At 63.3% G+C, this 21,420-nt stretch carries 18 protein-coding genes; 11 read left to right on the top strand and 7 right to left on the bottom strand.

What is annotated here, in order from left to right; genetic code table 11:
- Positions 1-198 precede the first annotated feature (198 nt).
- Both VGR99_RS10950 and VGR99_RS10945 read left to right on the top strand, forming a co-directional pair.
- A complete protein-coding gene (locus VGR99_RS10950; protein WP_326898354.1) occupies positions 199-1,521 on the top strand; it encodes a lipopolysaccharide biosynthesis protein in 1,323 nt (440 codons plus the stop codon).
- An 85-nt stretch (positions 1,522-1,606) separates the two neighbouring features.
- Positions 1,607-2,485 (top strand): Wzz/FepE/Etk N-terminal domain-containing protein, encoded by an 879-nt coding sequence (locus tag VGR99_RS10945; protein ID WP_326898353.1) that lies wholly within the window; start codon positions 1,607-1,609, stop codon positions 2,483-2,485.
- Between the two features lie 44 nt (positions 2,486-2,529).
- On the opposite strand, the gene VGR99_RS10940 is transcribed toward VGR99_RS10945, so the two are convergent.
- The 3 genes from VGR99_RS10940 to purU form a co-directional block, all read right to left on the bottom strand.
- Positions 2,530-3,543: a glycosyltransferase family A protein gene (locus VGR99_RS10940; RefSeq protein ID WP_326898352.1), complete on the bottom strand. Its 1,014-nt coding sequence runs from the start codon at positions 3,541-3,543 to the stop codon at positions 2,530-2,532.
- A gap of 275 nt (positions 3,544-3,818) precedes the next feature.
- On the bottom strand, positions 3,819-5,087 hold the full coding sequence (locus tag VGR99_RS10935; protein WP_326898351.1) for a hypothetical protein: 1,269 nt from the start codon (positions 5,085-5,087) through the stop codon (positions 3,819-3,821).
- 259 nt (positions 5,088-5,346) lie between these two features.
- A complete protein-coding gene (purU, locus tag VGR99_RS10930) occupies positions 5,347-6,210 on the bottom strand; it encodes a formyltetrahydrofolate deformylase (RefSeq protein WP_326898350.1) in 864 nt (287 codons plus the stop codon).
- A gap of 144 nt (positions 6,211-6,354) precedes the next feature.
- Here purU and VGR99_RS10925 point away from each other — a divergent pair, with 144 nt between their 5' ends.
- Together VGR99_RS10925 and VGR99_RS10920 are read left to right on the top strand one after the other, a co-directional pair.
- Positions 6,355-7,197 (top strand): uroporphyrinogen-III synthase, encoded by an 843-nt coding sequence (locus VGR99_RS10925; RefSeq protein ID WP_326898349.1) that lies wholly within the window; start codon positions 6,355-6,357, stop codon positions 7,195-7,197.
- Between the two features lie 123 nt (positions 7,198-7,320).
- Entirely contained in the window at positions 7,321-8,580 is a 1,260-nt protein-coding gene (locus VGR99_RS10920; RefSeq protein WP_326898347.1) for an MFS transporter, read from the top strand.
- 93 nt (positions 8,581-8,673) lie between these two features.
- Here VGR99_RS10920 and VGR99_RS10915 read toward each other — a convergent pair whose 3' ends face one another.
- Positions 8,674-9,348, bottom strand: a complete 675-nt coding sequence (locus VGR99_RS10915; protein ID WP_326898346.1) for a Crp/Fnr family transcriptional regulator — start codon at positions 9,346-9,348, stop codon at positions 8,674-8,676.
- Positions 9,349-9,683: 335 nt separating this feature from the next.
- On the opposite strand from VGR99_RS10915, the gene VGR99_RS10910 reads away from it, so the two are divergent.
- The 6 genes from VGR99_RS10910 to VGR99_RS10885 all read left to right on the top strand — a co-directional run bounded on the left by VGR99_RS10910 (position 9,684) and on the right by VGR99_RS10885 (position 16,939).
- Complete coding sequence (locus VGR99_RS10910; RefSeq protein WP_326898344.1) at positions 9,684-10,505, top strand: ABC transporter ATP-binding protein; 822 nt, start codon at positions 9,684-9,686, stop codon at positions 10,503-10,505.
- Positions 10,502-12,433 carry a long-chain fatty acid--CoA ligase gene (locus VGR99_RS10905; RefSeq protein ID WP_326898343.1) on the top strand — a complete coding sequence of 644 codons (1,932 nt, stop codon included), beginning with the start codon at positions 10,502-10,504 and terminating at the stop codon, positions 12,431-12,433. The genes VGR99_RS10910 and VGR99_RS10905 overlap by 4 nt, the downstream gene beginning before the upstream one ends.
- 223 nt (positions 12,434-12,656) lie before the next feature.
- On the top strand, positions 12,657-13,550 hold the full coding sequence (locus VGR99_RS10900; protein ID WP_326898342.1) for a branched-chain amino acid ABC transporter permease: 894 nt from the start codon (positions 12,657-12,659) through the stop codon (positions 13,548-13,550).
- A gap of 3 nt (positions 13,551-13,553) precedes the next feature.
- Positions 13,554-14,627 (top strand): branched-chain amino acid ABC transporter permease, encoded by a 1,074-nt coding sequence (locus tag VGR99_RS10895; protein WP_326898341.1) that lies wholly within the window; start codon positions 13,554-13,556, stop codon positions 14,625-14,627.
- 43 nt (positions 14,628-14,670) lie between these two features.
- Positions 14,671-15,954, top strand: a complete 1,284-nt coding sequence (locus tag VGR99_RS10890; RefSeq protein ID WP_326898340.1) for an ABC transporter substrate-binding protein — start codon at positions 14,671-14,673, stop codon at positions 15,952-15,954.
- 145 nt (positions 15,955-16,099) lie between these two features.
- Positions 16,100-16,939: an ABC transporter ATP-binding protein gene (locus tag VGR99_RS10885; protein WP_326898338.1), complete on the top strand. Its 840-nt coding sequence runs from the start codon at positions 16,100-16,102 to the stop codon at positions 16,937-16,939.
- A 3-nt stretch (positions 16,940-16,942) separates the two neighbouring features.
- On the opposite strand, the gene VGR99_RS10880 is transcribed toward VGR99_RS10885, so the two are convergent.
- Positions 16,943-18,094 carry an AGE family epimerase/isomerase gene (locus VGR99_RS10880; protein ID WP_326898337.1) on the bottom strand — a complete coding sequence of 384 codons (1,152 nt, stop codon included), beginning with the start codon at positions 18,092-18,094 and terminating at the stop codon, positions 16,943-16,945.
- Between the two features lie 86 nt (positions 18,095-18,180).
- On the opposite strand from VGR99_RS10880, the gene VGR99_RS10875 reads away from it, so the two are divergent.
- Entirely contained in the window at positions 18,181-19,404 is a 1,224-nt protein-coding gene (locus tag VGR99_RS10875) for a phenylacetate--CoA ligase family protein (RefSeq protein WP_326898336.1), read from the top strand.
- Between the two features lie 24 nt (positions 19,405-19,428).
- Here VGR99_RS10875 and VGR99_RS10870 read toward each other — a convergent pair whose 3' ends face one another.
- Together VGR99_RS10870 and VGR99_RS10865 are read right to left on the bottom strand one after the other, a co-directional pair.
- On the bottom strand, positions 19,429-20,460 hold the full coding sequence (locus VGR99_RS10870) for an acyltransferase (RefSeq protein WP_326898335.1): 1,032 nt from the start codon (positions 20,458-20,460) through the stop codon (positions 19,429-19,431).
- 72 nt (positions 20,461-20,532) lie between these two features.
- Positions 20,533-21,201 (bottom strand): hypothetical protein, encoded by a 669-nt coding sequence (locus tag VGR99_RS10865; RefSeq protein ID WP_326898334.1) that lies wholly within the window; start codon positions 21,199-21,201, stop codon positions 20,533-20,535.
- Between the last annotated feature and the right edge of the window lie 219 nt (positions 21,202-21,420).

Below are 21,420 nucleotides of genomic sequence, written 5' to 3'. Positions count from 1 at the left end.
CGCACCTTGCTGTTGACCTACACAAGAGGCGCTCGATCGCCAACCCGATTCAGTTCTTGTCGGCGGTTTCTTCCGCCCGTATGTTCCGCTGCGGACGATCGCAGGGGCTTGCATCCGCTTTCGGCTCTCGATTCCCAGCCACAACAGCGCAAGCCTATGTGACGGACGGCCAGGGCGCCGTCGTTTTTTCGGAGTCAAATGAAGACATTTCGCCGGTACTTGAACCGCAACTCCATTGGGGCTGCCAGTGTTTTTTCCGCGCTGGTTGCCGGTGCGGGATTCTCATTCCTGTTCAATGTGCTGCTTGCCCGCATGATCGGCGCCTCCGGCGTCGGCCTCTACTTCATCTCGACGACCATTGTTGATATCGGGGCGACCGTCTCCCGCCTCGGCCTGGAGAGCACAGTTCTGCGCTTCACGGCCATCGCGAACGATAAAGGCGACCGGGCCAGCCTCGCGGCGCTCTACCGAAAGAGCCTGGGGCTGGCGGTCGGCGCCGCAATCATCATTGCCATTCCAGCATGGTTGATCGTTTCAATGATCGGTCTCGGAGGGAACCGAGCCGGTGAGCTGCAGGCCATGCTTCCCCTGCTGGTTCTGTCGTTCGCCCCTGTCGCCGTGCGAGCCATCCAGGCCGAATTCTACAAGGGAATTGGTGCTCCCGGGACCGGCGCCTTGTTTCATTCGGCGCTGCCTCCGCTGGTATTGCTGATCGGAGGCGTGGTTCTGTGGCGCGTCGCCGCGATCGATTTTCAGGATGTCGTGCTCGCCTACATTGTGGTGGCCTTCGCTGCGATGATCGTCGCAGTTGCGGCCTGGAGCCGCCGCATGCCCGGCATCTGGCGGCAGCAAGGCACTTTCGACACACGGCTGCTGCTACGAACCAGCCTGCCATTGCTGCTGGTCAGCTTCGGATATCTCGCGATGAACTGGACCGACATTTTGGTTCTGGGCGGCTATGCCGATCCCAGCGAGGTCGGCTTCTACGGTGTCGCGCGCCGGCTCACGATCCTCACGACGACTTTTGTGATGGCATCCGTGAACAGCGTCGCAGGGCCGCAATTTGCGGCACTGCATGCCCAGCGCAACGACGCGGCACTGGCGCGGCTTGCGCGTCAATGCACGTTCTCGATGCTGGCGGCCACGCTCCCGGTCATACTGGCTCTTTTGATTTTTCCGGAGATCGTTCTGGGCCTCTTCGGTCCACAGTTCGAACAGGGAGCCTGGCCACTCCGCATCCTGGCGCTCGGACAACTGATCATGATCGCAATTGGCCCCGTTGAAACCCTGCTCATCATGACCGGCCACGGCAAGCAAATGCGCAACATCATCGGAGCGACGGCTATTGCCAACGTCATCGGCAATCTGCTGCTGGTTCCCTCCTACGGAGCCATCGGCGCGGCGTGCAGCACCGCCTTCTGCCTCGCCTCGATGGATGTCGCTTGCCTGTTGATGGTGCGACGAAAGTTGAATATTACGACTTGGAGCACAAAAGCGCCGCGACCGACCGGCGACAAGTAGACGCCGACCATACCCTTTGCCGGCTACCGGAAGTTGGCAAAAGCCGCATCGCCTTGGCTGTTTCGATCTCTGCTGGAGACACAACTTGACTGCAGAAGCCTTGGACACCGACAATGCGAGAACCGGAGCAGCGCGGCCTACGTGCGCTCCGTCGAATGGCGTCCCGTCGCTTCGCGATTTCGTCGAGATCGTTTGGCGCAACCTGAAACTGCTTCTGATCGCCCCCGCTTTGGCGGGCCTCGCTGCATTTGTAGTCACGAGCGTCACGCCGAAATGGTACACGAGCGTTGCCTATTTGACCCTCGATGAACCGGGTGCCCGTAGTGCCGACGTGATCATGCGCAGCTCACCGGTGCTGGATGCCGTCAGTCGCGCAGTTGGCGACTCTGAGCAGGCATCCGACGCACTCCGGGACGCACTCGATCGCAATCGGCGTATCGTCGTTGCGCCGGGAAATGTTGAGGGAGCAGCCAAGCTATTTCGCCTTGAATACTCGGATCGAGATCCTCGCCGCGCGCAGAAGATCAACGATGCGTTCATCTCCGCATGGATAGACGCAGAAAAGCCTCCGTCCGACGCTCCGTCAAAGGTCAATGCGGATATTGGCCGAATTCAGTTGCGATTGCATTCCGTTTCAGAAGTGCTGGACGATCTGTTGAATCGGGTGCAGGCTGCGGTTGACGCGAACCAGAAAAACCAAAATCAACAAAATCAAAATGAGGTCGCGGTGAAAGTCAGGGATTTGATCCTCGCCAATCACCTGGATTTCGCGGACGTTGTTGCCGTCCTTAGAAAAATGCGTGGCGTATCGCGAGCTGTGGTGTTCAGCGAGCCGAGTCTGCCGCAGGAGCCGAGTTGGCCCAAGAGGGCTATCGTTAGTATCCTGGCGGCCTTTGCCGCAGGCTTGATCGCAGTCATTTTCGTGCTTTTGCGCGCAAGTCGGAGAATCGCCACCACCGCCTGACGCCATCCGCCGCCGGTGACAATACGGCGGACCGTCGGCGCATCCTACTGCGCATGCATCCAGAACCGGCGATACATTTCCCAGAAAGGAAGCGCCGTCTTGCGCATCGGCGAGGCGTTGAGCACCTCGATTAACCTGATCGTCAACGAGCGCCGAATCGAGGCAGTGGCCGCAGGTGCTCGTCGCTCAAGCGATGCGAACAACCTGTTTGCGGTCTCGGGATCAATCTTGTGTCCCTTCTGGCATGCTTCGAGCAACGCCAGAATGTACAGATTGTTATGATATCGCCGCATGAAGTCAGGGAAGTTTTGCACGACTACGGCCTGCGCGGCCGCATCCGACCGGACGTAGTCCTGGACAAAATCCGCGAACTGATTCAGCCCCAACAGCAGGGATGGCCAGGACGACGGCTGAGTTGTGGACTCCTTGCGCGCATGCATTCGGACACTACAGAGTTCGGCCGCATCGAACGCCTTGTAGCCGCCTCGCATCAACGACAGCCACAACGCATCGTCTGCAAAAAAGAGCCGCTCGAAATGCGGAATTCCGCCGATACGATCGTAGTCGGCCGACCGCATGACGACGCCCGTACCGGTGATGTCCCGCTGATATGTGAGCCGACCCTGCAGATACTGAGCCGGGGTCTCTCGTTCGGGAACGGGCCGGCATCCTCGAATGGTCTTGCCGACCGAATCGATCAGCCGAGATCCGGTTTGATAAAGCTTTGCCTCGGGATGCCGGTCGATTGTACGATTGATGGTGAGCAAGAAGTCGGGATCGAGCGCATCATCATGACCAATCAAGGTCATGTATTCCTGCTTCTCGACGGCGACGGCCCGTGCCCAGCTATCCACAATCGACAACGCGGCGGGCGAATAGTGCAGCCGAACGCGACTGTCAGCCAGTGATTTGAGCCATGGAACGGTGTTGTCCGTACTCTGATTGTCCAGAACGATCAGCTCAAAATCGGGGCATGTCTGCGCCAGGATGCTTTCCACGCACTCCCGGACGTATGGCCAGCCGTTTCGGACCGGCAAGATGACACTGAAACTCCGCACGACAATTGTCCCCGTCCCGGCTCACACGTGACCGGCAGCACGCTCTCCCCTTCCCATCAAACCGCTAAGATTTTGTCAGCCCATTTTGCGGCGGACCGGGCAATACCCGGAACTGCGGGCTGGCGCAAGTTACTGTAATTGACCGCAAATCATTTCAGTGAGTTTCCAAGCGGAAAATAGATACAGAATCTCAACCCGTAGTTACTTTATCTTCGTCCGCCGACCACAGCAAGAAGCTGAGCGGAGGTAATTTATGACATTAGGCCGTCGTCGTGTCATGCTTTCCGTCCGGCGACAGGCGGAACATTTTCACGAAAGCTCGCGACCACCAACGCAGCCCAGATGAGCATTCCCGAGGACGAGAAAAGCAGTGGATTCGTAGCGCTCATGCCGAGATAAGCCAGGAAGCCTATTGCCTGAGCGCGTCGCGTTGTAGTGGACCTCATCAGGAAGGCACGCCCGACCGGATAAAGCACAAGCGCAAGCATGATGGTCGCCCCCACCAAACCGAACGATCGGATCATTTCAGGATATGTCAGTTCGGAGATGAAGTAGAAGTTCGAGCCGGTCGTTTCAAAATCCGGCAATCCGGACGTACTCCACTTGTAGAAGGCCCCCAGGCCCTGCCCGAAGATCAAATTAACAGGATCGCTGAAGATGCGGGCGTAATCGCCAAGAAAAGTCAGCTTTGTGTTGTTGGACAGTTCCGCCGGATCGAGAAAGGCCCTCAACTTTCCGATGAAGGGTAGGCTCAATGCGATCAGCATTGCAAGACTGATGAGCGCGTTGCGCCCCGGGCGCCGCGTATAGAGCGGCCACAGAAAAGACGGCAGCAGCAACGCGACTGCCATTGTATTGCGCAGGCCGACCATAAGCATCGCCAAGATCCCGAGCGCTGTCAGCCCCCAATAAGCCAGCCTCTGCCGCTTTTCGGCACCGGACATAGCGCAATCAAAATAATACGAAATTGCAATGGCCAGCATCGGCGCCGTCGCGAAGGCGACTTGAGTAAATGACAAACCCGGGCCGTAGCTGCGGTAAGATACGAGAAATATCCCGGCGCCAACGCCCCATTCGTGTATGGGGTCAAATATGTCGGGATAGAGTGACAGGGCAACAAAGATTGCGATCGTGAAAAGCGCGAGAACCGTCAGCGCGGCGCTCAAGATCGGCAGCACGTCGATCTGGTTGACGAACAAGATGATCGCGAGCGAAACGAAGAGATAGCTCTTCAGGAGGGCGAACCCCGCATAGGGCTCGACGCCGCTTACAAGATAATACCAGGCGATCGACAGAACCGGGATCAGGATAAACAGCAGCGTGATGATCAAGAGATCGACAGGCAACTGAACTGTTCCGCGGGTCAAAACAGCCACAGCCAGGGTGGCCGGCCATAGCGCCAGGAATACCCAGACCTTGAGCCCAAGCATCCGATCGGCCGGATCGAACACGCACACCAGAACGAATGCAACGACGAGCGCGCGTGCAACGAAGCGCGCACGGCTCAAAAGCGCGGGGCTCGCATGCTCTATCAACGCCTTCAAGGTTGCCCCTCCGTGCTGATGCATTTCACGACGAGTTCGTCGGCTCAAAACTGCGTTGGATTGGTCTCGAGGACGGCAGCCGTTTCCCGGCGGGGGGACAGGGGCTTCTTGCGGCAAGTCGAACAAAATTGCCAGCCCAAATTCATCCCTTGCCCGTCTGCGACGCCTCCCGCGGCATCAGGTACCAAAGCTGGAAGAACAAAGCTCCGCCATCCGTCAGCAGGACAGTCGACAGCGGGACGTTCAGGAGACAAGATCTTCAGTCCACGAACACGACCGTCTTGCGGCCGTTGAGGATCACGCGGTCGTCGAGGTGATAGCGGATCGCGCGCGCCAGGACGCGGCGCTCGATGTCGCGGCCCTTGCGGACGAGATCTTCCGGCGTATCGCGGTGGCTGATGCGCTCGACGTCCTGATCGATGATCGGGCCCTCGTCGAGGTCGCGCGTGACGTAATGGGCAGTCGCGCCGATCAGCTTGACGCCGCGCTCATGGGCCTGGTGATAGGGCTTTGCGCCCTTGAAGCCCGGCAGGAACGAGTGATGGATGTTGATGCAGCGGCCGGACAGCTTGGCGGACAGATCGTCCGACAGGATCTGCATGTAGCGGGCGAGCACCACGAGATCGGTTCCGGTCTTGGCGACGAGATCGAGGATCTGCGCCTCCTGCTCGCTCTTGGTCTCCCTGGTAACAGGCAGATAGTGGAACGGGATGCTGCCGAAATCGAGCCCGGCATAGACCTCACGGGGATGGTTGGAGACGATCGCGGCCAGGGTCATCGGCAGTTCGCCGGTGCGCCAGCGGTAGAGGATGTCGACCAGGCAGTGGTCGGACTTCGACACCAGCAGCATCACCTTGCGATGCGCTGCGCGGTCGCGCATCTGCCACTCCATGCCGAAACGCTCGGCGATCGCGGCAAAGCCGGTCTGGAGCGCGGACAGTTCCACGGCAAGGTCGGCCGCGGTGAACACGACGCGCATGAAGAATTTCTTGGTCTCGACATCATCGAATTGCTGGGCGTCGAGAATGTTCTGTCCGTTGTGGGCGAGGAAGGTCGAGACCGCCGAGACGATGCCCGGGCGATCCGGGCACGAGAGGGTCAGAACATACTGGTGATCAGGCATGGCTCTTGATGAAGGTTTGTGCAAAGGCCGCGGAAAGACCCGCGATTTGCGTCCTGCTCTAGCACTGACGCTGCCCTTGCGCCAATCCCGACGAGGGTGTCAAGATGAACGAACGATTGCGATTTTTGCTCACTGGAGCACACCATGGCCGACCGTTTGACCGGCACCCGCATCCTGATCCTGGAAACCCGCGAGGAGGCGCAGTTCTCCAAACTCCTGGCCGAGCAAGGCGCCGAGGTGGTGCAATGCCCGATGTTCACCATCCAGGACGCGCCGGACCCGGCTCCGGTCGAGGCCTGGATCCGCCGCGCCATCGACAAGCCGCTTGATGACCTCGTGCTGATGACTGGCGAGGGTCTGCGGCGGATCATGAAGCTCGCGCGCGCGCGCCAGATCGACCAGGCCCTTGTCGCGGCACTCGCCACATCGCGAAAATTCACGCGCGGGCCGAAGCCCGGCAAGGCGCTGCGCGAAATCGCGCTCGAGGCCCAGCAGACCACGGAGAAGCCGACCACCGAGGGTGTGATCGAGATGCTGGGCAAGCTCGACCTGAAGGGACGACGCCTCGGACTTCAGCTTTATCCGGACAAGGACCATAGCGCGCTGACCGGTGCGCTGGCCGCGCAAGGCGCCGAGGTCGATACCGTGTTGCCCTACGTCTACGATTCCAAGGCGGCGGACGCCAACATCGTCGCCGCCATCGACGACATGGCAGACGGGCGGATCGATTCCATCGCACTGACAAATCTCGGCCAGGTCCGCCGCCTGATGGAGGCGGCGAAGGCGCATGGCAGCGAGGCGAAGCTGCGTGCGGGATTCGAGCGCACGCTGATCGCCTCGGTTGGGCCTGCGGTCTCCGGCGAGCTCGCCGCACACGGTCTGCGCACCGATATCTCGCCTGCGGACGAAGCCTATTTCATGCGGCCGCTGATCTCGGCGATGGCCGCGGCGCTCGCAGAGCGCAAGCCGAGAGCTGCGACGAGGTAAGAGCCCGGCGCAGAGGCGGCCCGCGGCCGCCGCGATTGACACGCAGATCGCCAGCGCTACGTTGCCGAACAGAAACAAGAAGCAGCAAGGGCAGGGAATCGCCGTGACACGCGTCATCGCGTCGTGAGCGCAACCGCACGGCGTTCGGCGCTCGCACCATTTCGCATCCGCAACTATCGTTTCCAGTGGCCGTCCGACCTGCTCACCTCCTGGGCGTTTGAGGTCGAGACGCTGGTGCTCGGCTGGTACATCCTGGTCGAGACCGGCTCGGTGCTGCTGCTGACCATTCTGGCATCGCTGCAATATGTCGGAACGCTGGTCGCACCGGTGCTCGGGATGGTCGGCGACCGCATCGGTCACCGCGACCTCCTGGTCGTGCTCCGCCTCGCCTATACGGTGCTCGCCTCGACCATCATGGTGCTGGCGCTGACCGGCCATCTGGCACCGCTCAACGTCATGATCATCGTGGCGATCATGGGCCTGATCCGCTCCTCGGATCTCGGCATTCGCAGCGCGCTGCTCGCCGACATCATGCCGGCTGAGCAGCTCGTTGGGGCGATCAGCCTGTCGCGTACGACGCAGGACAGCGCGCGCATCGCCGGCGCGCTGACGGGCGCCGGGCTGTTTGCCGTGCTCGGCATCGGACTGGTCTATGCAGCGGTCGCCTGCCTTTATCTCGTGTCCTCGGTGCTGATGTTTTGCGTGACCCGGCCGGCTAAGTCCCTTGCAGCGCATCACGCTACCGGGGACCACGCCAGCTCAAAGCTGCTGCGCGACCTCAAGGAAGGAATCGTCTACGCGTGGAATGGACCCGGGATGGGTGCGGCGCTGTGCGTGGCATTCCTGGCCAACCTCACCGCGTTTCCGTTCACGCACGGACTGCTGCCCTACGTCGCGCGGGACATCTTTCATACCGACCAGACCGGCCTCGGCTATCTCTCGGCGAGCTTCGCCGTCGGCTCGCTGATCGGCTCCATCACGCTCAGCCTCGTCAGCGGGCTGCGCATTGCCCGGCTTCTGATCGGCGCGACGCTGGCCTGGTACGCGATGCTGCTCGTGTTCGTCGAGATCAGGACCATGCCGGTGGCGATGGCCTGCCTCGTGCTCGCCGGCATCGCCCAGAGCATGTCGATGATCTCGGCCGCGGTGATCCTGATGCGGACCGCCAGCGCCCATTTACGCGGCCGCGTGATGGGGGTGCGCATGATGGTGATCTACGGGCTCCCGCTCGGATTGCTCGCAGCCGGCGGCCTGATCGACATCATCGGCTATTCCGCGACAGGATCGCTCTACGCGGTCGCAGGCATCGTCGCGATGCTGGCGATCGCAATCCGCTGGCGCGCCGACCTCTGGCCGGTGCACGCGCCCGCCAATGCGCGCTAGAGCCCCGCTCCGATGAATCGGAACGGGGCTCTAGATTCTCGTTTTGACGCGTTTTCTTGGCGCGAACCGGGATCCACTTCGCTCGAAAACGCGCTAGTCCCCGTACCCGCGCAGCCGCTCGACATCGAGGATGGTGACGCCGCCATATTCCAGCCGCAGCAGCCCCTCCTTCTCCAGCCGGTTCAGCGCGCGGTTGGCGTTCTGGCGCGACATGCCGGACAGCGCGCCGATCTCCTCCTGGGTGATCTCCAGATGCGCGGTCGATTCCGGATAGAGGATCGGGTTGAACAGTGAGGCGATGCTGCGGGCAAGACGCGAGGTGGCATCCAGCGTCCGGTTGACCTCGAGCATCCCGATGAACTGGCCGAGCCGCTCGTTGAGCTGGCGCACCAGGAAGCGGTTGAAGCCAACGCTGTTCTCGAACAGCCACATGAAGGCGGTGCGATCCATCAGCGCGACGCGGCTGTTGCGCAGCGCGACCACGTCATAGCGCCGCGGCTCGTTCTTGAGCACGCTGCCCTCGCCGAACCAGGCCCCGGCCGTCAGCCCCGCAAGGCTCGTCTCCTTGCCGTCCCGCGAGACCCCGCCCATCCGGGCGAGGCCAAAGACCATGCCGGCCCAATAGTCGAACGTGTCGCCGCGCATGAAGACGGTCTCACCGGTGCCGTAGGACCGCTCCGTGATTCCGGCGCGGGCGACCTCGATCTCCGCTTGCGTGAGCTCGCGCGACCACGCGGCGACGCGCTTCAGATGATCCTCTGAAATCATGATCCCGAAGCCAGCCGCACCGTATCGTCACCCCGTCTTTTTGTTGCATCGCAACATGTTCGCTTCGACCGCCATCCGACGAAAGACGGAGACCGCTGCCGCCCGAAAAACTTTGTCGCAGAATTGTCAGGCGGGAGACATTTCAAGATAGCGCTTTCCCCTATTGAGGACCACCTCGGGCGATGCGGCTTTTGATCCCAAACCGGAACGAAAGTGCGCGGCTCCGGTGGAGACCATCTGCTGCATGGCCTCACCGGCAAGGCCGTATTAGGATCGCCGACAGGAACCGACGAAGAGCGCCGCGGAATGCGCCATCACCGGGAGGGATTTGTTTGGTGGCTACCAGTCTCGAAGTGCGCGGCGTGTCCTTGCGATTCGGCGGCGTTCGCGCGCTGACCGATGTCAGCTTCGCCATCAACGAGGGCGAGTTGTTCTCGATCATCGGCCCCAACGGCGCCGGCAAGACCTCGATCGTCAATTGTATTTCCGGTCGCTACAAGCCGACCGAAGGCCAGCTCTTTTATCGCGATCGCGACATCACCGGCCTGACGCCGAATGCGCGCGCCTCGCTCGGCATCGGCCGCACCTTCCAGAACCTGGCCCTGTTCCACCATATGAGCGTGCTCGACAACATCATGGTCGGGCGCCATCACTTGCTGAAGAACAATTTCCTCACGGGATCGCTCTACTGGCTCACCGGCGCACGCAAGGAAGAGCTCGCGCACCGCCGCAAGGTCGAGGAGATCATCGACTTCCTCGACCTCCAGTCCGTGCGCAAGGCAACCGCCGGCACCCTCTCCTACGGCCTGCGCAAGCGCGTGGAGCTCGCGCGTGCCATGGCGCTGGAGCCGCGCCTCATCCTGCTCGACGAGCCGATGGCCGGCATGAATTTCGAGGAGAAGGAGGACATGGCCCGCTACATCGTCGACCTCAACGAGGAGTTCGGGATGACGGTGGTGATGATCGAGCACGACATGGGCGTGGTGATGGACATCTCCCACCGCGTCATGGTGCTGGATTTCGGCCGCAAGATCGCCGAGGGCGATCCGGGCGCCGTTCTGGCCGATCCTCACGTCAAGCGTGCCTATCTCGGCGAAGAGGACGAGACGCTGGTCGATCCCGACGATGCGCCGCCGGCGCAGGAGAGCGCGGCATGATGGATTATGCAGGCCGCGTCGCGCAGGCCGACACCTATCCCAAAATGCTCCGCCTGAACGCGAAGGAGCATGGCAACGAGATCGCGCTGCGCGAGAAGGATCTCGGCCTCTGGCGCATCTTCACCTGGAACGATTATCAGACGCGGGTGCGCGATTTCGCGCTCGGTCTGATCGAGCTCGGTCTTGGCCGCGACGACGTCGTCGGCATCATCGGTGACAACCGGCCGGACTGGGTCGCTGCGGAAGTGGCGGCGCATGCGATCGGCGGCCTCAGTCTCGGCCTCTATCGCGACGTGCTCGACGAGGAAGCCGCCTATCTCCTCACCTATGGCGAGGCGCAACTCGTCTTCGCTGAGGACGAAGAGCAGGTCGACAAGCTGCTGGCGCTCGCCGAGCGCGTGCCGAAGCTCAAGCACATCATCTATTCCGATCCGCGCGGCATGCGGAAATATGACGATCCGCGCCTGATGTCGGCGGAGAAGTTTGCCGAGCTTGGTCGCGCTCGCGCCACGCGCGAGCCAGAGCTTTACGACAGGCTCGTCGATGCCACCAAGGGCGAGGACGTCGCGATCCTCTGCACGACGTCAGGCACCACCTCGCATCCCAAACTCGCGATGCTCGCCGCCGGCCGCGTGCTCGGTCACTGCGCGACCTATCTCGCCTTCGACCCCAAAGGTCCCGACGACGAATATGTCTCGGTGCTGCCGCTGCCCTGGATCATGGAACAGGTCTACGTGCTCGGCAAAGGCCTGCTCTGCCGGATGAAGATCAACTTCGTCGAAGAGCCCGATACGATGATGAACGATCTGCGCGAGATCGCGCCGACATTCGTGCTCTTTGCCCCACGGGTCTGGGAATCGATCGCCGCCGACGTCCGCGCCAAGGTGATGGACGCAACGCCCTTCAAGCAGCGCCTGTTCGACATCGGGATGAAGAGTGGCCTTGCCGCTCTGGCAGAGGGCAAGCGCTCCGGCTTTGCCGACGCGATCCTGTTCCGTGCATTGCGCGACCGGCTCGGCTTCACCCGCCTTCGCTCGGCGGCCACTGGCGGCGCTGCGCTCGGCCCCGATACGTTCAAGTTCTTCCAGGCCATGGGCGTGCCGCTGCGCACGCTCTACGGCCAGACCGAGCTGCTGGGTGCTTACACGCTGCATCCCGAGGGCAAGGTCGACCCTGACACGACAGGCGTGCCGATGGCCGACAGCGTCGAGATCCGCATCGACAATGCCGACGTCCACGGCGTCGGCGAGATCGTGGTGCGGCATCCCAATATGTTCCTCGGCTATTACAAGAACCCCGAGGCGAGCGTCGCCGACATCAGGGATGGCTGGATGCTATCGGGCGATGCCGGCTATTTCAATGCGAACCGCCAGCTCGTCGTCATCGACCGCATCAAGGACCTCGCCGAGACCTCGCGCGGCGAACGCTTCTCGCCCCAATTCATCGAGAACAAGCTGAAATTCTCGCCCTATATCGCGGAAGCCGTGGTGTTGGGCGCCGGCCGCGACGCGCTCGCCGCGATGATCTGCATCCGCTACTCCATCATCTCGAAATGGGCGGAGAAGAACCGCCTCTCCTTCACGACCTACAGCGACCTCGCCTCGCGGCCGGAGGTCTATACGCTGCTCCAGAAGGAGGTCGAGACCGTCAACGCGACGCTGCCACCGGCCCAGCGCATCTCGCGGTTCCTGCTGCTCTACAAGGAGCTGGATGCCGACGACGGCGAGCTCACCCGTACGCGAAAGGTGCGCCGCGGCGTCATCAACGAGAAATACGAAGGCATCATCGACGCCATATACCGCGGCGATGCCGACATCCCCGTCGACACCGTGATCCGCTTCCAGGACGGCACCACGCAAAGAGTGCGCACGACGCTGCGCGTGGTGGATCTCGGCGGACACGGCCCCATGGCGGAGGCTGCGGAGTGAAATTCCTGTCACCCACGAGCGCGACGCCCGTCGATGCGCCCTCTCCCCTTGTGGGAGAGGGCATCTCAACAGCTAACCACACCCTCACTCGGGTGAGGGGTCCTCTCTCCGCACCGTCACTGCCGAGACAACCCCTCACCCGACTTCGCTTCGCGAAGCCACCCTCTCCCACAAGGGGAGAGGGTGCGCCACCATCGCCTCTGCATCTTGCGCGGACATCGACATGAACACCGCCTTCCTCATTCAGCTTCTCGTCAACGGCCTCGTGGTTGGCACGCTTTATGGCGTGGTCGCGATGTCGTTCGTGCTGATCTACAAGGCGACGCAGGTCGTCAATTTCGCGCAAGGCGAACTGCTGCTGGTCGGCGCCTGGGTGTGCTGGGCGTTGCTTGCCAAATACCAGGTGCCGTTCTGGATCGGCATGCCGATGACGCTGGTGTTCATGTTCGTGTTCGGCATCGCGGTCCAGGTCCTGATCCTGCGACCGATGATCGGCGAGCCCATCATCTCCGTGATCATGGTGACGATCGGCCTCTCCACCGTGCTGCAGGCGACGCTCAAATGGATGTTCGGCGTCAACCCGCAGCCGTTCCCGCGCGTGTTCGAGAGCCAGTCGGTCGGCCTGTTCGGCCTCCAGATCCAGACGGTCTACGTCATGAGCCTCGTGGTCTCGGTCGCGATGATGATCGGCATGGCCTGGTTCTTCCGCGCCTCGAAATACGGCCTCGCGATGCGCGCCACCGCGTTCAACCAGCAGGTGGCGCAGTCGCTCGGCATCTCCGTGAAGAGCGTGTTCGCGATGGCCTGGGCGATCTCGGCGACGGTCTCGGCGGTCGCAGGCGTCGTCGTCGCCGTCGTCAACGGCGTGTCCTCGGGCCTTGCCGCCTACGGCATCAAGGTGTTTCCGGCGGCGATCCTCGGCGGGCTCGATTCCGTCGGCGGCGCGGTGCTCGGCGGCATCATCATCGGACTGCTCGAGAACGTCGCACAATATGTCGACAGCGAGTATCTGCATTGGGGCAATCTCTACGAGATCGCGCCGTTCTACGTCCTCATCATCGTGCTGATGATCAAGCCCTACGGCCTGTTCGGCACCCACGACATCGAGCGGATCTGATCCATGGCCGGCCCTGCCCTCATTCCTGCTGGTGATTTCCGCACCTCCTATGCGGCCGACACCACGATCTTCCCGACGGCCACCAGCCGCAACTTCGCGATTCTCGGCGTTGCGCTGCTATGCTTCGCGCCGCAATTCTTCAGCGGCTACTGGCTCAGCATCCTGATCCAGATCGGCATCTTCTCGATCGCCGCGCTCGGCCTGAACATCCTGGTCGGCTTCACCGGCCAGATCTCGATCGGTCACGCCGCCTTCTTCCTGCTCGGCGCCTTCACTTCGGCCTACATCTCCAACAGCGCACATATCCCGGTGTTCTTCGCGATCCCGCTTGCGGGTGTCGTCACCGCGCTGGTCGGGTTGATCTTCGGCATTCCGGCGGCACGGCTGAAGGGTCTTTATCTCGTCATCGCGACGCTAGCGGCGCAATACATCCTGCTCGACTTCTTCTCCCGCGCCGAGTGGTTCACCGGCGGATCGGTGCCGGCGAGCGCCAATCCGTTCTCGATCTTCGGCTACACGCTGCGCGGCGATAAGCAGTATTTCTATGTCGTGCTGGCCTATGTGCTGGCGAGCTACATCCTGGTCACCAATCTGATGCGCACGCGCGACGGCCGCGCGCTGGTGGCGATCCGCGACCATTACCTCTCCGCCGAGATCATGGGCATCAACCTCACCAAATACCGCACGCTGTCGTTCGGGCTCGCCGCCTTCTTCGCCGGCATCGCCGGCGCGCTCTATGCGCACTACCAGCTCGTGGTGTCGCAGGAAGGTTTCGGCATCGAGCGCTCGATCCTGTTCCTGGCCATGATCATCATCGGCGGCACCGGCTCGATCATGGGCACGCTGATGGGCACCGCCTTCGTGGTGCTGCTGCCGGAGACCATGGAATTCCTCAGCATGTACTTGAAGGGCGGCGCGATCGACAAGGCGCTCTCGCTCAACAACAACCTCACCTTCCTGCGCGAGATCGCGATCGGGGTAATCATCATCGTGTTCCTGATGTTCGAGCCTGATGGCCTCGCGCATCGCTGGCGTCAGATCAAGGCGTACTGGAAACTCTACCCGTTCTCGCATTGAGCACGGCAACTTCACTTAAAAAGATAACAGGAGGAACCAACCGATGAAGACCAAGTCCCTTTTGAGCACCGCGTCGCTCGCGCTTGCCATCGCAGCATTCTCTGCGGGCGCGCAGGCGCAAATCGCGCTTGGCCATCTCGAGGATCGCTCGGGTGGTACGTCCGACGTCGGCACCCCCTATGGCCAGGCCGTCGCTGACACCTTCGCCTGGGTCAACAAGAATGGTGGCGTCGGCGGCAAGCAGCTCAATGTCGACACCAATGACTACGGCTACCAGGTGCCGCGCGCGATCGCGCTGTACAAGAAGTGGTCGGCGCCGGACAGCAAGGTCGCGGCCATCATGGGCTGGGGCACCGCGGATACCGAAGCGCTGACCGGCTTCCTCGCCCAGGACAAGATCCCCGATCTCTCCGGCTCCTACGCCGCGGCGCTGACCGACCCCGAAGGCGTCAGCGGCAAGGCCAAGCCCGCGCCCTACAATTTCTTCTACGGCCCGAGCTATTCGGACTCGTTGCGCGCGATGCTGATCTGGGCGGCCGAGGACTGGAAGGCCAAGGGCAAGTCCGGCAAGCCGAAATTCGTGCACATGGGCGCCAACCATCCCTATCCGAACGCGCCGAAGGCCGCCGGCGAAGCCATGGCGCAGGAGCTCGGCTTCGAGGTGCTGCCGCCGCTGGTGTTCGCGCTGGCGCCGGGCGACTACAGCGCACAGTGCCTGAGCTTGAAATCCTCGGGCGCCAATTACGCCTATCTCGGCAACACCGCGGCCTCCAACATCTCGGTGATGAAGGCCTGCAAGACCGCGGGCGCCGAGGTGCAGTTCCTCGGCAATGTCTGGGGCATGGATGAGAACGCCGCCAAGACCGCGGGCGACGCCGCCAATGGCGTGATCTTCCCGCTGCGCACCGCGGTGAGCTGGGGTGGCGATGCGCCCGGCATGAAGACGGTGATGGAAATCTCCAAGATGTCCGACCCCACCGGCAAGGTCTATCGCCCCGTGCACTACATCGCCGCGGTCTGCTCGGCGCTGTACATGAAGGAGGCGCTCGACTGGGCCGCCAAGAACGGCGGCGCCACCGGCGAAAACGTCCGGAAGGGCTTCTACCAGAAGAAGGATTGGGTGCCGGCCGGCATGGAAGGCGTCTGCAATCCCTCGACCTGGACCGACAAGGACCATCGCGGCACGCTGAAGGTCGACCTCTACCGCACCAAGATCTCGGGCGCGACCGACGGCGAGCTCAACGACCTCATGGCCAAGGGCACGATCAAGCTCGAGAAGGTCAAGACCGTCGAGCTGCCGCGCAAGGCGGAACTGCTGGGCTGGTGAGCCCGGCGCTCACCATACGCACAACTGTCATCCCCCGCGAAGGCGGGGGATCCAGTACGCCGCGGTTTCCCGATGAATCTCCGGCGTCTCTGGAATACTGGATCGCCCGGTCAAGCCGGGCGATGACAGCGGAGAATGATGACACATGACCGACACCATCGAAGCACATCACGCCAAGCCGACCGCCGTGCCCGCGCCTCCCCTCCTCGCCGTGCGCAACATCGAGGTCGTCTATGACGACGTCATCCTGGTGCTGCGTGGCCTCAGCCTCGACGTGCCCAAGGGTGCGATCGTGGCGCTGCTGGGCGCCAACGGCGCCGGCAAGTCGACGACGCTGAAGGCGATCTCGGGGCTGCTCAAGACCGAGGACGGCGAAGTCACGCGTGGCGAGATCCTGTTCGAGGGCGAGCGGATCAACGGCATCGATCCCGACAAGATCGTCCGGCGCGGCATCTTCCAGGTGATGGAGGGCCGCCGCATCGTCGCCGACATGACCTCGCTGGAGAACCTCAAGCTCGGTGCCTTCACCCGCCGGGACCGCGAGGTCGATGCCGACCTCGACATGGTCTTCAATTACTTCCCGCGCCTGAAGGAGCGTACGGGCCTTGCCGGCTATCTCTCCGGCGGCGAGCAGCAGATGCTCGCGATCGGCCGCGCGCTGATGGCGCGCCCAAAGATGATTTTGATGGACGAGCCCTCGATGGGCCTGTCGCCGCTGCTGGTGAAAGAGGTGTTCTCGATCATCCAGAAGATCAACCGCGACCTCGGCGTGACCATCCTCCTGGTCGAGCAGAACGCGCGCGCTGCACTGTCAGTGGCGAGCCACGGCTACATCATGGAGCAGGGCAAGGTCGTGCTCGACGGCACCGCCGACGATTTGCGCGACAACGAGGACGTCAAGGAGTTCTATCTCGGCGGCGCCGGCGACCAGCGCAAGAGTTTTAAAAACCTCAAGAGCTTCAAGCGGCGCAAACGGTGGCTGTGAAACTCAACTCAGCACCTGGTCCGCTTCCGTGACTGCGCAGAGAACATGATAGAACGACGACGCAGGAATGGTGTCGACCAGCGATTTGCCGTCGCGATCGAACTGGTCGTACCAGCCGCCCTTCACGGGATGGCTGAGGTAATGCCGTTCGAGCCGCACCAGCGCCGCGCGCGCCTCGTCCGCCGCGCCCGCCTCGCCGGATTCGGCCTGCGCGATCCACGCCTTCGCCATCTCGGTCTGCGGCCACAGCCGTCGTGTCGCGCGGCGGATGTTGCCGGCGGCATCGCCCTCGTCCGTGAGGCAGCCGGTCGCCTCGTCGCGATAGCGCAGCGCAGTCTCAAGCAGCTCGGCGCGGCGCTGCCCCGTGGGGCATCCCGTGATGCGTTCAAATCCCTTCAGCAGCCAGACCCATTCCGCCTGATGGCCGGCCTCGACGCTGACCGGCTCGATCTTCGACCAGTCCTCCTCGAAGTACTCGGTCAGGATGCGCTTCTGCTTGTCGTAGAGATTGGCGAGGAACAGCGCGAAGAACTCGCCGGCGCGGTTCTGGAACGACAGGTCATGGGTCGCGTCGAAACACGCGATCATCGCCTCGAACAAATGCATGTGCGGGTTCTGCCGGCGCGGCAGCGACACCGGCAGGCTCTCGTGGACGCCGCCATGGGGCGAGCGCAGATGGCCATCGAGAAAGGCGAGCAGCGCGTCGATCTCGGCGCGAACCTGCGCGTCCTGGTCAAGCGAGTAGACGGTCGCGAGCGCAAACAGGATGAAGGCGTGGTCATAGGCATCGCGCCGCGCGTCCAGCACAGCCCCCTCCGGCGTCAGCCTGTGCACATAGCCGGGCTTGCCGTCGGGCGCCTTCGCCTTGCCGAGCAGATGCTCCAGCCCCTTCAGCGCGATGGCGCGGCCCTCCGGATACCAGCCCATCTGCGCCGCCTTGGCGTAGCACCAGATCTGGCGGGCCTGCACGAACACGCGCCGCGGCGCGGCCACGTCCGCCGTGCCGTCGCGGTGCAATCGGTCGATGAAGCCGCCCGCGCCGCGGTCCCAGCCGACGGTGGACCACAACGGCAGCGCATCCTCGATCATGCGGCCCTTCAGGCGCGCGACGACGTCGACGGCCTCGCCCGCCGCAATGATTCCCTCGTCCGCCATCGCGTCCTCTTCAAGCCTCGCCCATTGCCGTCTGATACCCATGCCGGCGGCGGCGTGCAACGGATGCCAACCCGGAAAGATCAGCCATGACCGCCCATTACGATGCCCTTGAGACGCGCGAGGCCGCCGCGCGCGAGGCCGATCTGTTCTCCCGCCTGCCGGACGTGCTCCGCAGCGCAATGGCTGCGCCGGCCTATGCAGAGCGGCTCAGGGGTCTCGATCCCGCCTCCGTGACCTCCAGGGCGGCGCTGGCGGCCCTGCCGGTGCTGCGCAAGTCCGAGCTGCCGGCCCTGCACAAGGCCTCAGCCCCCTTCGGCGGCTTCGTGGCGGCGGCGCCGGGGTCGTTCGCCCGCCTGTTCACCTCCCCGGGGCCAATCTTCGAGCCGGAGGGCCGGCAGGCCGATCCCTGGCGCGGCGCGCGGGCGCTGTTCGCGGCGGGGTTCCGCGAGGGCGACATCGTGCTCAATACCTTCAGCTACCACCTCACCCCCGGCGGCTTCATCTTTGACGCCTCCGCACGCGCACTTGGCTGCGCGGTGATCCCGGCCGGCCCGGGCAATGCCGAGCAGCAATTCGAGCTGATCGAGGCGTATCGTCCCGTCGGCTACAGCGGCACGCCGGACTTTTTGAAGATTCTGCTCGATGCCGCCGCGACCGCCGGCCGCGATGTCTCCTCGATCAAGCGCGCGCTGGTTTCGGGCGCGGCTTTCCCGCCGTCGCTGCAGGCCGAGATCAAGGCGCGCGGCATCGATGCCTACCAGGCCTTCGGCACCGCCGATCTCGGCCTGATCGCGTTCGAGACCGAGACGCGCGAGGGCATGGTCGTGAACGAGGACCTGATCATGGAGATCGTCAGGCCCGGGACCGGCGATCCCGTGACGCCGGGCGACGTCGGCGAGATCGTCGTCACCTCGCTCGATCCGCACCATCCCTGGATCCGCCTCGCGCTCGGCGACCTCACCGCAGCACTGCCGGGCCCGGGCAAATGCGGCCGCACCAATATGCGCATCAAGGGCTGGATGGGCCGCGCCGACCAGACCACCAAGGTCAAGGGCATGTTCGTCCGCCCCGAGCAGATCGCCGAGATCGGCAAGCGCCATTCCGCGCTCGGCCGTCTGCGTCTCGTCGTCACCCGCCAGGGCGAGACCGACGCGATGACGCTGAAAGCGGAGACATCGGCCGCGAGCGATGCGCTGCGCGATGAGATCGCAAGCAGCCTGCGGGCCGTGACGAAGCTCGGCGGCGCCGTCGAGCTGGTCAGCCCCGGCGGGCTGCCGAACGACGGCAAGGTGATCGCAGACGAGCGGTAAGCTTTGCTCGACCTCGCGAACCGTTCAGCTTCGCCGATCTTGGTTGCGTTGAATGACGTCGGATGTTGCGGGTGCCGGCACTTGCGTCCGAACGGGCAAGCGGAAGATTCGTGACGAGTTTGCCGCCAGCCACCGGTAGAGCCGGCAATCAAGCAGCCCGAAGGCGTAACCCGCGATCAAGCCGATCGCGAAATACAGCGGCAGCCAGGCAAGCCCCTGCACACGCAATACGCGCACGGCGATAATGATCGCCGGAAAGTGCAGCAGATAGATCCCGTATGACGCATCGCCCAACGTCGCAACCAGGCGCGACTTCAAATCGAGATCGGCAACGGCGAGCACGAGGCCCGTCGCCGCCACGCCAAGAAAAAGCAGCTTGTGCGAACTGTACTCGGGAAATGCAAAGCTCAGGCAAAATGCAACCAGAGCTGCCGAAAGGCCGGCCAGCCGGGGCAACTTCCTGAGATGGTCGAAATGGATCCCGCAGATGACGCCCATCGGAAAAACCTGCACGGCCGGCGACCACAAAATGCCGGGAAAGCCCGGAAAGGTGTACCTGCCGACATCAGGCGCGGCGGCGACGAGATTGACGGCCAAGATCCAGACGACGGCCAGAATGGTCAGGGTGCGATCACTGAGGCGCGCCCGATAAGCGACGGACGCCAGAGCATAGAAGGTGATTTCGAAGGCAAGGGTCCAGTAAGGAATCGTGAGCGAGCTGTTGCTGACGGTCGAGGGATACAGCAGCAGCGATGATGCGCTCGCGCTGACCGGCGAGTGAATAGCGGTAAGCCCAATCGCTGCAACGATCATGGCCAGCCAGTAACTCGGGTAAATCCGCAACAATCGATGCTGCACGAAGTCCGTCCAGCTCTTCGTTCGCTGCAGCGAGATCACGAACCCGGAAATCGCAAAAAACAACACGACTCCGAACGAGGTCATGCGGATCGGCGTGTAGTGGTTTGCGACATAGGCCGCGTGTTCGCCGACGACCAAAATTGCCGCCACGGCCCTCAGCGCATGTATGCCTCCGAAAAATCGCGGCGATGCTGTCATCTCGGGAGTTTATCGGCCTTGCCGGGCGCGTCAGTCTGCGTATCGGTCAAACCGCATCCTTCCCGGCAGCGCTCAGAGCCCGTCCGGCAGGCCGTTCTTGGGCGTGGACCGCGGCACGAAGGGCGCGAATGACGGGCCACCCGGCGTCGGCATCATCAGTTGGCCACTACCATCCGCGGCAACCGCTGCCGTCCCCGGCGCGCTGGCAGGAGCGGACGCCGCCTCCGGCCGCTGGAGCGCCAGCACCTCGCTGCGATCACCTTGCTTGAGTGTCACCTCGCGCGGCTGGACCTGGTCCAGCGACCAGCCGCCCAGCGATTCGCCCTGCCGCAGCCGAATGACCTTCTGGTCGGTGCGGTTGATGAGAATCGCGATCGCGTCCCCCTCGCCCACCACGGCGCCGACCAGCAGCAGCGGAGGCGGCCCCTCGGCCGGCTTTAGCGGCGGCGGTACCTGGACCTCCTCGGCCGGGGCGGCCGAGACTGCGCGCGGAGGCGGCCGTCGCGTCGCCGAGAAGATCGGGCGCTCCTGGGTCCCGGTCAGCGCCGACAGCGGCACCGACCACAGCGGATTGCCGCGAGGCGCAGGCTTGCTTGCAGGCGCCGCGGGCCGGGCAATCGGCCTGACCGCACCGACATCGACGCTCTCGGCAGGACTGCCGGCGGCATCGTCGGACAGGATATCCATGCGCGACGAGGTGGCCGCCAGGCTTCCGGTGATGCCGAGGACCGTGCAAACCACAGCCCATCCAGCCGATCTCAGCCACCCGGACATCGAAGCTCTCCTGCGACCGGCGGCCGCGCCAGCGCGCGGCAAGCCCGAGGCAGCAAACTAGTTCTGATGGGTCTCACGATCAACCCGCCGCCGCCCCCTTTGGCCTGCCCGGCGGAGCTGCGGCCGTCCGGCATGTTGCGCCGCATGAAATTGTTGCCCAACGGCCACGATGGCTGAAATTGCAAA

Origin of the sequence: Bradyrhizobium sp. (genome assembly GCF_035935975.1) — a bacterium.
In the GTDB taxonomy this organism is placed as follows: Bacteria; Pseudomonadota; Alphaproteobacteria; order Rhizobiales; family Xanthobacteraceae; genus Bradyrhizobium.
This window is presented reverse-complemented; position numbering and strand designations above follow the sequence as displayed.